This is a genomic window from Rhizobium phaseoli, from assembly GCF_010668805.1.
GTDB lineage: Bacteria > Pseudomonadota > Alphaproteobacteria > Rhizobiales > Rhizobiaceae > Rhizobium > Rhizobium phaseoli_A.
This window is the reverse complement of sequence record NZ_WUFT01000017.1, coordinates 22946-34796: the sequence shown is the minus strand read 5'-3', so window position 1 is coordinate 34796 and position 11851 is coordinate 22946. Positions and strand designations below refer to the sequence as shown.

The following is an 11851-nucleotide window of genomic DNA, read 5'->3' as shown; positions in this document are numbered from 1 at the left end:
GGTATCTTTATTCTTGCATGTCGAACGCTCATCATCGCAAGAAACAGCCTGTAGTCGTGCGCCAGCAGTTGCTGGATGTTGCGGCGCGCCTTGCTGCCAGCGAAGGCATGGCCGCGGTCACGCTCGATGCGGTATCGGCCGCCTCCAGCGTCAGCAAGGGTGGGCTGCTTCATCACTTCCCGACGAAGAATGCGCTGCTTGACGCCCTGTTCGAGAGCCTGCTCGAAAAGTTCGACGCGGATATAGAGGAGCTGATGCGCGGCGATCCGCTGCCGCAGGGCCGCTTCACCCGCGCCTATCTCAGAGCGGTAGCCGGTCTCAAGGATCGTCCCGACGATTCCAGGAGTTGGACGCAGGTAACGATCGCGCTTCTTGCCGAACCCCGGTTGCGCCTCAGATGGCGCCAATGGGTGCAGGTGCGGGCGGAGGAATATATCGGCACCGACTCCTCCCTCGACGCACAGGTCGTGCGTTTTGCCGCAGACGGATTGTGGTTTGCGGATACGTTGGAAAGCCATGATATCGACGGCGTTCTGAGACGGGATCTTATCAATCGCCTTGTCGAACTGACCGGGAAGTAATCCGAAAAGGAATTCGCCATGAGCCAGGCTGCCGTCTACGGGCTGTTGTTTGCCGCCATCGTGCTTGAGGTCATCGGCACGACAGCGCTGCAGCTGTCGCAGCAGTTCACCCGCATCGGGCCGACCGCACTTGTCGTCGCCTGTTATGCGGCCGCCTTCTATTGCCTGTCGCTGACGTTGAAAAGCATCCCCGTCGGCATCGCCTATGCAATTTGGAGCGCTTTGGGAATCGTGTTGATTTCCTCGGTCGGTCTGGTCTTCTTCAAGCAGCGGCTCGACCTGCCGGCGATCGTCGGGCTTGGGCTGATCATTTCAGGCGTCGTGGTCGTCAACCTATTCTCAAAGTCGGTTTCGCATTGATATTGCTGCTATATTGCCGAGTAGAATTTCCGCCTTCTGCCGGTAAATTTTCCCCTTTGTCAAATTCCTGACAAAGGTCTATGTGTTGCTTAGACGTGGAGGAAACGAGGCGCAGCCATCGCTGTTTTCCAAAGCGCTTTGAATTCTGCCTTTCCCGCCTACCGATACTTCCAGTTTCTACAGGAGCACATCATGGCCATTCGCACCGTCGTCTGGGGAGAGAATATCCACGAGACTACCAATGAAATCGTCCGTGGGATCTATCCCGAAGGCATGCACACGACGATCGCCAACGCGTTGAATACGGATCCCGGTATCTCGGCAACGACGGCAACGCTGCAGGAGCCGGAACACGGCCTCAGCGAAGCCCGGCTTGCCGAAACCGATGTGCTGACCTGGTGGGGCCATAAGGATCACGGCGCGGTCTCCGACGTCGTCGTCGAGCGGGTGGCCAAGCGCGTCTGGGAGGGCATGGGGCTGCTTGTGCTGCATTCCGGCCATTTCTCCAAGATCTTCAAGCGGCTGATGGGCACGCCCTGCGCGCTGAAATGGCGCGAGGCGGGCGAGCGCGAGCGTCTATGGACGATCAACCAGCGCCATCCGATTGCCGCCGGCATCGGCGAACATTTCGAGCTTGAGAACGAGGAAATGTACGGCGAGCAGTTTTCGGTGCCGGAGCCGCTCGAAACGGTGTTCATCTCCTGGTTCCAGGGCGGCGAAGTGTTCCGCTCGGGTCTGACCTGGCGGCGCGGCGCCGGCAACATCTTCTATTTCCGCCCCGGCCACGAGACCTATCCGACCTATCACGACGCGAATGTCCAGAAGGTGCTGATCAACGGCGTGAAGTGGGCCTATAATCCTGAGGGATCGTTGACGAGCATTACCGATGCCCCAAATGTGCCGGTAGAAAAAGCACTGGAGCCGATCGTCGAACGCGGCCCGAGACTGCACCAGGCCGGCGAAGCCGGTTACCGCTGAGGAGCTTCCATGCGACTACTCGTTCTTGGCACGGGAGTGATGGCGAAAAACCAGCTCGCCCGCTTCCCCCTCATCGACGGCGTGACGGTGGTCGGTGCCGTTGACACGGATCCCGAGCGGCTTTCGGCCTTTGCTGACAAGTTCAACATCGAAAAACGGTTCCTTTCACTGGAGGAGGCGATCGCCTGGGGCGAGTTCGATGCGGCGACGAACGTCACGCCCGACCGGATCCATCACCCGACGACGATGGCGTTGATCGCCGCGGGCAAACATGTGTTCTGCGAAAAGCCGCTGGCGGAGAACTATGCGAAGGCGCTGGAGATGACGGAGGCCGCCGAAAAGGCCGGCGTCGTCAACATGGTGAACTTGACCTATCGCAATGTCGCGCCGCTGCAGCGCGCCCGCGAGATGGTACTATCAGGCGAGCTCGGCACGATCAGGCACGTCGAAGCCTCCTATCTCCAGAGCTGGCTCGTGTCGCGTGCCTGGGGCGACTGGCGCACGGAATCGACCTGGCTGTGGCGGCTTTCCACTGGCCACGGCTCGAACGGCGTGCTCGGCGACGTCGGCATCCATATTCTCGATTTTGCCGCCTATGGTGCGGCGACCGATATCGACCACGTCTTTGCGCGGCTGAAGACCTTCAACAAGGCGCCGGGCGGCCAGATCGGCGAATATCTGCTGGATGCCAATGACAGCTTCACCATGTCCGTCGATTTCGCCAATGGCGCGCTCGGCGTCGTCCATGCCAGCCGCTGGGCGACAGGGCATCTGAACGAGTTGAAGCTGCGCATTTACGGCGAGAGGGGCAGCCTTGAGGTTATCCACCGTCCCAGCGGTTCCGAGCTGCACGGCTGCCTCGGCGAAGGTGTCGAAACTGCGACCTGGACGCAGATCGAAGTTGAACCGGTGGCGACCAACTACGAGCGTTTTGCCGAGGCCGTGGCAACCGGCGTCCAGCCCGACCCGAACTTCCGCCACGCCGCCAACCTGCAGAAGGTGCTCGACCTTGCGATGGTCACCGAGCGCGAACGGCGCGAGTTGAAGGTCTGATCGTCCTTGAGATCGAGGTGTAACGGGACAAGGAACGCCGCATGAAAAGCCTTCTGACAAGCTGGCCGCTTTGGGCGCTTCTTTCCGCCGGCTTCGCAGCGCTCACGGCGATTTTCGCCAAAGTCGGCGTCGAGAACGTCAATTCCGACTTCGCGACCTTCATTCGCACCATCGTCATCCTGCTGGCGGCGGGGATGATGGTCTATGTCACCGGCAACTGGCAGGAACCGTCTTCGGTGTCGAGCAGGAGCTGGCTCTTCCTGGGACTCTCGGGCCTTGCCACCGGCGCATCGTGGATTTGCTATTTCCGCGCCCTGAAGCTCGGTGATGCCGCCCGCGTCGCGCCGATCGACAAGCTATCCGTCGTCTTCGTGGCCGTCTTTGCCGTGCTGTTCCTGGGTGAACGCCTGACGCTTCCAAACTGGCTTGGCGTCGTGATGATTGCTGGAGGAGCCGTGCTCGTCGCTTACCGGGCATGAAGCCGCGGATCGAGTCCTACGATCATAAATTCGTGGGCACGTCGAGCCGCTTTCAGTTTGCGATATTTTCGCGTTATGCTTCCGCATGGGCAATTCAACGCTCTCCTTTGGTCCGTTCCTTTGCGATCCCGTGACAGGAAGCCTGTGGCGGGAGGGCAAGTCCGTGGCGATAGGACCACGACCGACAGCGCTGCTCGGCATGTTGCTGGAGGTCGAGGGTCGCGTCGTCACCAAAGCGGATCTGATGGAGCGGGCCTGGCCGGGGCTTGCCGTCGAGGAAGGCAACCTCACCGTTCAGATTGCCACGCTCAGGAAGCTTCTCGGCCCGAGGCCTGACGGCACGGAGTGGATCGTCACCGTTCCGAGGGTGGGTTATCGCTTGCCGCGTCAGGACGATGCCGGGGTGGCGTCGGTGGCGCCGCAGCCGCCTTCTCTCGCGGTTCTTCCCTTCGCCAATCTCGGTGGTGATGTCGACCAGGATTATTTTGCCGATGGCGTGGTGACGGAGATCATCACGGCCCTTGCGCGCTTCCGCTCCTTTTCGGTCGTCTCGCGCTATTCCGCCTTCGTCTACAAGGGACGCAGCATTGATGTGCGAGAGGTGGCCAGGGAATTGGGGGTCCGCTACGTGCTCGAAGGCAGCATCCGGCGGGAAGGCGGGCAGGTGCGTATCCACGTAGAATTGGTCGATGGCGTGACGGCGACCAATCTTTGGGCCGATCAATTCGAAGACGGCATCAGCGGCATCTTCGCTTTCCAGGACCATATTACCGAGCACGTCGCTTCGATTGTCGAACCGGCAATCGAAATCGCCGAAATCCGGAGATCGCGGCGCGACCGGCCGAACAGTCCGGCGGTTTATGATCTCTATCTGCGCGCGCTTGCGGCGATCACCGACGAGTCGATCGAAAACAATGCCGTCGCCTATGCGCTGCTGCGCGAGGCCCTTGCCATGGAGCCGGAAAATGCGTTGATCCTGTCACTTGCCGCCTGGGCGCTCGAACATCGTACGACCATGGGCTGGCCGCCGCTCGGAGAGGACGACAAGGCGGAATGCCTCAGGCTTGCACGCCGCGGCCTTCAACATTCTGCCGGCGATCCCCGGGTGATGGTCCATTGCGGCATGGCGCTGCTGCAGACGGGCAAGGATTATGACGGCGGCATGGCCGTGCTGGAGGCCGCCGCGGCTGCCAATCCCAACGATCTTCGCGTTGCTGCCTGTTCCGGCATTGCGGCGCTGCACTGCGGCGATATCGATGAAGCGCTCGAGCGTCTGCACCGCGCGGTGAGGCTGGGGCCGCGCGATCCGGATGCGCGTTTTTCCCTGACAGGCATCGCGATGGCCGAGATCTTCCGCGGCAATTACGAGGCAGCTCTTTCGTTTGCGTCACGATCGCTGGCGCTCAATGCCCATTTCGACCCGACCTACTGGATGCTGATCGCCGCACACGCGCATCTCGGCAATATCGAGCAGGCGCGGCAGTTGCTGCGCGCGCTGGAGGCGATTGCGCCTGATGTGACACTGGAAGGTGTTCTGGCGGGTCAGCCGGCCAAGAATCCCCAGCGTTTTGCGCCGGTTCTGGAAGGGCTGGCGCTCGCCGGGATGCGGCCGCGCTGACAGGCATTTGGAAGTTTTAGCAGCTTTTAACCGGAGTATTAAGGACCCGGCCCCGTCGCTTCAGCCATGCTGATCCCATCAATCGATGGAGGATCGGCCCATGCTTTCCAGCATGCATATTCTATCCCTTAAACAGGGCAGGCTTTACGGCGACCGGATCCCGATAGAGGAGCTGCCGCAAGGGTTCGCCCTGCCGCGACGGCTGGTTGCCCTGTTCGCGCTGATCGGCAGATGCCGCAAACACACGAAAAAAGGCCCCGCCGAAGCGAGGCCGGAGTTGCCGAGCCGCAGCAGGCGGCACGGCGATCTGATTTTTCGGTGGTTTATTCTATGACCTGCACCACACGGTGGGTTCGCGGTTCGACGATCACACGCTGATTGTTGATGACCGTATAGGCGTATTTCGGGTTGTCCGGCACCGGTGTGACGACGACTTCGGCCGGAAGCGGCTTGCCGACGACGATCGGCTCCTGGACGACAACCGAGGCGGTCGGGGCCGGCTGCTGCTCAACATAGGTGACGACCTCGCGCGGCGGCGGATCGACAACGGCACCGGCGACACCGCCGGCCACGCCACCGATGGCGGCACCCACGGGGCCACCGACGATCGCGCCGGTGATGGCGCCGCCGGCTGCACCGGTCACGGCGCCATCAGCGAGCGCATTGGTTGCAAGTGACGACAGCGCAAGGGCGCTGGAGACAAGTAGAATCTTGTACATTTTGCTTCTCCTTTGCTGGGGTTGCGTTTGAGTAACGACCGCGCCAATCCGAGGTTCCGGCAGGAGAGAGTCACGCTTTGGGAGACCGGTTCACATTCTGTGAGGTGGCCGAAGCGTTTGTCGCGTTGCGCTATTCCAGCCGCCGGCGGAAGAGCCAGGCGGCGGCGCTGAGTGTGACGGCGGCGATCAGCGCCAGCGGGATCGTCTGGTTCGCCACCTCGCTCAAAGGGATATCCTTGAGGAAAACGCCTTTGACGATCACCAGGAAATAGCGCAGCGGATTGATCAGGGTCACCGGCTGCAGCCATGCCGGCATGTTCTCGATCGGCGTCGCGAAGCCGGAGAGCAACATGGCCGGGACCATGAACAGGAAGGCGCCGAGGATCGCCTGCTGCTGGGTCATCGACAGCGCCGAGATGAAGAGGCCCAGGCCGGCGATCGAGCCGAGATAGAAGACCGCGCTGCCGTAAAGCAGGAAGAGCGAGCCGCGCAGCGGCACGTCGAAAAGAAAGACTGCGGCCAGGATATAGACGGTGATGTGGAAGAGGCCAATCATCATCGGCGGGATCAGCTTGCCGATCAGGATTTCGTGCATGCGCAGCGGTGAGACCATCAATTGATCGAAGGTGCCGAGCTCGCGCTCGCGGGCGATCGACAAAGCCGTGACGATCAGGCCGATCAGCAGCGCGATGCTGGCGATCAGGTTCGGCACCATGAACCATTGGTAGGTGAGGTTCGGGTTGAACCAATTGCGCGGCACGGTCGAGACAGCGCCGGCGCCGGCGCGTCTGCCGGCTGGCGTCTCGGCGGCAAGGGCGCCGCCGATCTGCTGGAGATAGCCGGCGACGATCTGCGAGGCGTTGGAACGGCGGCCGTCGAGCACCACCTGTAGATCAACAGGCGTTCCCGCCTCGATATTGCGCGAAAAGTCCGGGCCGATCTCGATCGCCGCGATGGCCGTCTGATTGTCGATCGCCACCCTGATATCCGCCTGGCTTCCCGCCATCTCGATCCGGCGGAAGGTTGGCGAGCCACCGATGCGTTCGATCAGTTCCTGGCCCCAATGGCCGCTGTCGCGGTTGAGGATCATGACGTCGACATTGCGCACTTCGAGCGTCGCGGCATAGGAAAAGACGAGAAGCTGGACGATCGGCGGGCCGATCAGGATGGCGCGGCCCTTGGGGTCGCGCAGGACGGCAAGCAGTTCCTTGACGATGAGGGCGTAGAGCCTTGTCCACATCAGCCGATCCTCTTTCGGGTGCTGCGCGCCGCAAGCACGAACATGACGGCGCCGATCGTCAGCATCACGCCGATCGCCTGCAGGAACATCGGCCAGATGTCGCCGGCGAGGAACACCGTCTGCAGGCTGGGGATCAGGTAGCGCGCCGGCACGATGAAGGTGATCCACTGGATGACAACAGGCATGGAATTGATCTCGAACAGAAAGCCCGACAGCAGGAAGGCCGGCAGGAAGGCGGAGATCAGTGCCAGCTGCGAGGCGAGGAACTGGTTCTTCGTTGCCGTCGAGATCAACAGGCCCTGGCCGAGCGCCGGGATCAGGAAAGCGGCCGACAGGGCGTAAAGGGCTGCGACCGATCCGCGGAACGGCACGCCGAAGAGAAAGACCGCAAGCAGCACGCAGAGCGTCATCGAGGTGAGGCCGAGCACGAAATAGGGCAGGATCTTGCCGATGAGCAATTCAACCGCCGTTACCGGCGTCGCCATCATCGCCTCCATGGTGCCGCGCTCCCATTCGCGGGCGACGACGAGCGAGGTCAGAAGCGTGCCGACGAGCGTCATGACGATGGCGATCGAACCGGGCACGAGGAAATTGCGGCTGGTCAGTTCCGGATTGAACCAGAAGCGCTGTTCGACCGAGATGGCCGGACTATGTGAGGCGACATCGGCCTGACGCTGTCGCTCCCAATTGGCGACGGCGCCCTGTGCATAATTCTGCACGAAATTTGCCGTGTTCGGATCGGAGCCGTCGACGATCACCTGAATATCCGGACGGTTGCCGGCGATATAGTCCGTGGTGAAATCCGCTGGGATGACGACGATGCCGCGCACCTTGCCGAGCACGAGATCTTCCTCGAACCGGCGCCGGTCGCGACCGACGGCGACTTCGAAATAGCGCGACGCCTGGAAACTTGCCGACAGATCCTGCGTCAGCGGCGTCATTTCCTCGGTCACGAGGCCGATGCGGGTGCGGGTGGTGTCGAGCGACACGCCGTAGCCGAAGAGAAAGAGCAGGATCAGCGGCAGCACGAAGGCGATGAGGATGCTGCTCGGATCGCGGATCGCCTGGTAGCTTTCCTTGCGCACCAGGGCTGAAAGACGCCGAAGCCGGCCAAGTTTGGGTTCATGGGGGGAGGCGCTCATGCGGCATCCTCCGCTTCGGATTGCTGCACCAGGGCGATGAAGGCGTCCTCCATCGTCGGGTCGGGCAGATCTTTGGTTGCGACGCGGGCCTTCAACTCGTCGGGCGAGCCGAGTGCGATCGAGCGGCCACGATAGATCAGCGAGATGCGATCGCAATATTCCGCCTCGTCCATGAAGTGGGTCGTGACGAGCACCGTGACGCCTTTTTCCACAAGCGCGTTGATATGCGTCCAGAATTCGCGCCGGGTGATCGGATCGACGCCCGATGTCGGCTCGTCGAGGAAGAGGGCGCGCGGCTCGTGCATGACGGCGCAGGCAAGCGCCAGGCGCTGCTTCAGCCCGAGCGGCAGGTCCTTGGCGGGCTCGCGGGCGTGGCGGCCGAAATCGAAGATGCCGACCATCAGTTCGATGCGCTCGCGCTTGTGCTGGCCGCGAAGGCCATAGACGCCGGCGAAGAATTCGAGGTTCTGGATGACGGTGAGGTCACCGTAGAGCGAGAATTTCTGCGCCATGTAACCAAGCTGGTTACGGGCTTCAGCAGCATCGCGGCGAAGATCGAAACCTGCCACCCGGCCTTCGCCGCCAGTAGGCTTCAGCAGGCCGCAGAGCATCTTGAAGGTGGTGGACTTACCGGCGCCGTTCGGGCCGAGCAGGCCGAAAATCTCGCCGCGGCGGATATCGAAGCTAATATCGTCGGCAGCGGTGAAATCGCCGAAACGCTTGGTCAGGCCCTTGGCCTCGATCACCGGCCGGTCGCCTTCAGCCTTCAGCGGCTCCTGCGCTTCCGCCAGCCTGGAGCGGCCGCCGGGACCGCCGCCCAGCATGTCGACGAAGGCATCCTCGAAGCGGGGCGGGGCAGGGGCGAGCGTTGCGCCATCGCCGGCCGATCCGATATCCGGTTTTTGATCCTTGGCGGCGACGAGGCGGATCGTCTCGCCCTGGATCACGCCGTCGATGACGCCATCGGCCTGCAGAAGCCCGGCAAGCACTTGCCGGCGGCGCCCCGATATGCCCGAGACGCGGAAGACCCGATCGCTGACGCGGCCGGTCATCTCAACCGGTTTGCCCGAAAACAGCAGCTTTCCCTGGTTCAACAGCAGCACGTGGTCGCAGGCCTCAGCCTCATCCAGATAGGCGGTCGACCAGAGCACGCCGATGCCTTCCTTGGTCAGGTTCTCGACCATCTTCCAGAGGTCGCGGCGCGAGATCGGGTCGACGCCGACGCCGGGCTCGTCGAGCAGCAGCAGGCGCGGCTTCTTCAAAAGCGCGCAGGCAAGGCCGAGCTTCTGCTTCATGCCGCCGGAGAGTTTTCCGGCTAGCCTGCCGGTGAAGCGCTTGAGATCGGTGAAGGTCAGCAACTCGTCGAAGGCGCCGGCGCGTTCGCTCTTCGGCAGGCCGCGCAGATCGGCATAGAGATCGAGGTTTTCCTGCACCGACAGGTCCTCGTAGAGGCCGAAACGCTGGGGCATGTAGCCGATGGCCGCCTGGATGCCGGCGGCATTCTTGCTGGTGTCGAAGCCGAGAACTTCCACCGTTCCTGTATCAGGCAGCATCAGGCCGGTCATCAGCCGGATCAGCGTCGTCTTGCCGGCGCCGTCGGGACCCACGAGGCCGGTGATCGCACCGCCGCCGATGATGCCGGAGACGGCGTCGAGGGCAGGGGGCGCATCGCCGAAGCGTTTGGTGACGCCGTCGATCCGGACGAGCGGCTTGTCGTCCCGGTCGGGTTCGGCAGTCATTGTCCACCCGCCGCAGGGGTTGGAAGCCGCACGGTGACCGGCATGCCCTGGCGCAGATCCGGACCGGGTTTGTCGATGACGATCCTCAGGCGATAGACGAGATCAGTCCTCAGCTCCGGCGTCTCCACCGATTTCGGGGTGAATTCGGCGACCGGCGAGATGAAGCCGATGGTGCCTTCATAGGGCTTGTCGGGGGCCGTATCGGAGGCGACGGAAACCTTCATGCCGGGATGGAGGCGGCCGAGATCGGGTTCGGCGACATAGCTGCGCACCCAGACTGGTTCGGTCAGGGACAAGACGAAAACGGTATCCGCCGGCGAGACGATCGCACCATTTTCTCGTACGCGTGAGAGGATGACGCCGTCGTTCGGGGCGTGAAGCTCGGTATCGGCAAGCGAGGTGCGGGCCGAGGCAAGGCTCGCCTCGGCAGCCTTCACCTGCGCGTCGGCGGCGGCGATATCCTCGACGCGCGAGCCTTCCTGCAGCAGCTTCAGCGCTTCGCTGGCGGAATCCGAGCGGGCGGCGGCCATGGCCCTTGCGGCGGTCGCCTGGTCAAGGCTCGCCTCGGAAATCGTGCCTTGCGGGCGAAGCTGGCGGGCGCGGTCATAAGCGAGGTTGGCATTTTCGAGATCTGCCAGGCTTTCATCATAGGCGGCGCGCGCCTGGGCGATCTCTGTCGGGCGTGGGCCGGCCTTCAGCTTGTCGAGCGTTGCGTGCAGAGCTGCGGTATTGGCTTCGCCGGACCGGACGGCGAATTCATAGGGTGCGGCATCGAGCTTGGCCAGAACCGTTCCGCTCTTGACGACATCGCCCTCGTCGACCTGAAGTTCGGAAAGGCGACCGCTGACACGGAAGCCGAGCGAGACCTGGCGGATATCGACATTGCCGTACAGGACGAATTCGCGGCGGACCTCGGGGAGCCAGCCGAGTTTTTCGGGCAGGCCGTACCACCAGGCGGCGGCGCCTGCCGCAACGAGGAGAAGGAGGGCGAGGGGAAGGATGCGTTTCATGCCGCACCTGCCTTTGACGGGCCGAGCACATCGACCAGTTCAGCGGCGAGGCCGCGTAAGATTTCCACCTGTTCCGCGCCGACGGCGTCCCATTCCATCTGGGCAAGCACGGCGGCATGGGTGACGCGAAAGACGAGAATGCTGCCGATTAGGGTGAAGGTGCGCAGGCGCACATGTTCCGAGGCCGGATCTTCGCGGAGGATGACGCCGATCAGCCGCCGGCCCATCTCGATCATCGGCCGCATGATGCCCTGATAGACCCTTGCGAAGGCTTCGGTCGGCTCCATCTGCTCGCGGACCAGGAAACGCGCCCAGGATTCGGATTCCTTGCCGACGAAAAGCGTCACCATTGTTTGGAGAATTTCTGTGAGGAAGCGACGGGCTTCGGCTTCGCTGAGCGATTTGCCAGCGGCATCGAGCGTCATGAGATGTGTGCCGATACGCGCCCTCATGTCACCGACATGCGTATCGATGCGGGCCATCAGATACTCGGCGGTGGCGATGTAAAGGCCTTCCTTGCTGCCGAAATAATAGGGGATCGCCTGCAGGTTGACGCCGGCCGCCTCGGTCAGCTGACGTGTCGAGGCACCGTCGAAGCCGTAGCGGCCAAAGACGTCGAGGGCGGCGGAAAGCATCTTCTGCCGCGCGATCTCGGCGCGGGCGGATGCTAGCGGGGTTTGGGTGTCGCGTTCCTGGTTCATGGCGGCTTTATAACGTCGAACGCGTAATAAGTCAATCGATTGATATGTTTTTGGGGAAATGGGCCGGGCTGTGGGCTTTTCGCAGGGTCGATGTATCGGGGGATGTCAGCCGCCTGCGGTAAATGTCGGTAAAAAAAGCAAAGAGGCCCGTGGCGACGGACCTCTGAGGGTTCGTTAGGGTGGAAGGAAACCAAGCCTCGGGGTTGGCTTCTGACAGATAGCTACACCAAC

Annotated in this window: 13 protein-coding genes; 7 read left to right on the top strand and 6 right to left on the bottom strand. The window is 62.5% G+C overall.

Going from position 1 to position 11851, the window contains the following annotated elements; all coding sequences use genetic code 11:
- The first annotated feature begins 17 nt into the window (after window positions 1–17).
- The 7 genes from GR197_RS23705 to GR197_RS23675 all read left to right on the top strand — a co-directional run bounded on the left by GR197_RS23705 (window position 18) and on the right by GR197_RS23675 (window position 5403).
- A complete protein-coding gene (locus tag GR197_RS23705) occupies window positions 18–581 on the top strand; it encodes a TetR/AcrR family transcriptional regulator (RefSeq protein WP_164013962.1) in 564 nt (187 codons plus the stop codon).
- An 18-nt stretch (window positions 582–599) separates the two neighbouring features.
- A complete protein-coding gene (locus GR197_RS23700; protein ID WP_027683409.1) occupies window positions 600–941 on the top strand; it encodes a DMT family transporter in 342 nt (113 codons plus the stop codon).
- A 192-nt stretch (window positions 942–1133) separates the two neighbouring features.
- Window positions 1134–1919 (top strand): ThuA domain-containing protein, encoded by a 786-nt coding sequence (locus GR197_RS23695; protein ID WP_164013960.1) that lies wholly within the window; start codon window positions 1134–1136, stop codon window positions 1917–1919.
- A 9-nt stretch (window positions 1920–1928) separates the two neighbouring features.
- Window positions 1929–2972, top strand: coding sequence for a Gfo/Idh/MocA family protein (locus tag GR197_RS23690; protein ID WP_164013958.1), 1044 nt, complete (start codon window positions 1929–1931; stop codon window positions 2970–2972).
- Window positions 2973–3013: 41 nt separating this feature from the next.
- Window positions 3014–3451, top strand: coding sequence for an EamA family transporter (locus GR197_RS23685; protein WP_164013956.1), 438 nt, complete (start codon window positions 3014–3016; stop codon window positions 3449–3451).
- A gap of 85 nt (window positions 3452–3536) precedes the next feature.
- Window positions 3537–5069: a tetratricopeptide repeat protein gene (locus tag GR197_RS23680; RefSeq protein WP_164013954.1), complete on the top strand. Its 1533-nt coding sequence runs from the start codon at window positions 3537–3539 to the stop codon at window positions 5067–5069.
- A 100-nt stretch (window positions 5070–5169) separates the two neighbouring features.
- Window positions 5170–5403 carry a hypothetical protein gene (locus GR197_RS23675; RefSeq protein WP_246724674.1) on the top strand — a complete coding sequence of 78 codons (234 nt, stop codon included), beginning with the start codon at window positions 5170–5172 and terminating at the stop codon, window positions 5401–5403.
- Here the strand turns inward: GR197_RS23675 and GR197_RS23670 are convergent.
- The 6 genes from GR197_RS23670 to GR197_RS23645 all read right to left on the bottom strand — a co-directional run bounded on the left by GR197_RS23670 (window position 5393) and on the right by GR197_RS23645 (window position 11620).
- Complete coding sequence (locus GR197_RS23670) at window positions 5393–5788, bottom strand: DUF1236 domain-containing protein (RefSeq protein ID WP_164013950.1); 396 nt, start codon at window positions 5786–5788, stop codon at window positions 5393–5395. The genes GR197_RS23675 and GR197_RS23670 overlap by 11 nt on opposite strands.
- A 130-nt stretch (window positions 5789–5918) precedes the next feature.
- Window positions 5919–7028, bottom strand: a complete 1110-nt coding sequence (locus GR197_RS23665) for an ABC transporter permease (protein WP_164013948.1) — start codon at window positions 7026–7028, stop codon at window positions 5919–5921.
- Window positions 7028–8170 (bottom strand): ABC transporter permease, encoded by a 1143-nt coding sequence (locus GR197_RS23660; RefSeq protein WP_164013946.1) that lies wholly within the window; start codon window positions 8168–8170, stop codon window positions 7028–7030. Before GR197_RS23660 ends, GR197_RS23665 begins: the two co-directional genes overlap by 1 nt.
- Window positions 8167–9909: an ATP-binding cassette domain-containing protein gene (locus GR197_RS23655; protein ID WP_164013944.1), complete on the bottom strand. Its 1743-nt coding sequence runs from the start codon at window positions 9907–9909 to the stop codon at window positions 8167–8169. Before GR197_RS23655 ends, GR197_RS23660 begins: the two co-directional genes overlap by 4 nt.
- The gene (gene hlyD, locus GR197_RS23650; RefSeq protein WP_164013941.1) at window positions 9906–10919 is read right to left on the bottom strand and encodes a secretion protein HlyD; all 1014 of its coding nucleotides are present in this window, start codon (window positions 10917–10919) and stop codon (window positions 9906–9908) included. The genes GR197_RS23655 and hlyD overlap by 4 nt, the downstream gene beginning before the upstream one ends.
- Entirely contained in the window at window positions 10916–11620 is a 705-nt protein-coding gene (locus GR197_RS23645; RefSeq protein ID WP_164013939.1) for a CerR family C-terminal domain-containing protein, read from the bottom strand. The genes hlyD and GR197_RS23645 overlap by 4 nt, the downstream gene beginning before the upstream one ends.
- Window positions 11621–11851 lie beyond the last annotated feature (231 nt).

Excerpts from the sequence above, each read along its gene's own strand:
- GR197_RS23675 (WP_246724674.1), top strand. The coding sequence starts at position 5,170 with ATGCTTTCCAGCATGCATATTCTATCCCTTAAACAGGGCAGGCTTTAC.
- GR197_RS23670 (WP_164013950.1), bottom strand. The coding sequence starts at position 5,788 with ATGTACAAGATTCTACTTGTCTCCAGCGCCCTTGCGCTGTCGTCACTT.
- GR197_RS23655 (WP_164013944.1), bottom strand. The coding sequence starts at position 9,909 with ATGACTGCCGAACCCGACCGGGACGACAAGCCGCTCGTCCGGATCGAC.
- GR197_RS23665 (WP_164013948.1), bottom strand. The coding sequence starts at position 7,028 with ATGTGGACAAGGCTCTACGCCCTCATCGTCAAGGAACTGCTTGCCGTC.
- GR197_RS23680 (WP_164013954.1), top strand. The coding sequence starts at position 3,537 with ATGGGCAATTCAACGCTCTCCTTTGGTCCGTTCCTTTGCGATCCCGTG.
- GR197_RS23705 (WP_164013962.1), top strand. The coding sequence starts at position 18 with ATGTCGAACGCTCATCATCGCAAGAAACAGCCTGTAGTCGTGCGCCAG.
- GR197_RS23695 (WP_164013960.1), top strand. The coding sequence starts at position 1,134 with ATGGCCATTCGCACCGTCGTCTGGGGAGAGAATATCCACGAGACTACC.
- hlyD (WP_164013941.1), bottom strand. The coding sequence starts at position 10,919 with ATGAAACGCATCCTTCCCCTCGCCCTCCTTCTCCTCGTTGCGGCAGGC.
- GR197_RS23645 (WP_164013939.1), bottom strand. The coding sequence starts at position 11,620 with ATGAACCAGGAACGCGACACCCAAACCCCGCTAGCATCCGCCCGCGCC.
- GR197_RS23660 (WP_164013946.1), bottom strand. The coding sequence starts at position 8,170 with ATGAGCGCCTCCCCCCATGAACCCAAACTTGGCCGGCTTCGGCGTCTT.
- GR197_RS23690 (WP_164013958.1), top strand. The coding sequence starts at position 1,929 with ATGCGACTACTCGTTCTTGGCACGGGAGTGATGGCGAAAAACCAGCTC.
- GR197_RS23685 (WP_164013956.1), top strand. The coding sequence starts at position 3,014 with ATGAAAAGCCTTCTGACAAGCTGGCCGCTTTGGGCGCTTCTTTCCGCC.
- GR197_RS23700 (WP_027683409.1), top strand. The coding sequence starts at position 600 with ATGAGCCAGGCTGCCGTCTACGGGCTGTTGTTTGCCGCCATCGTGCTT.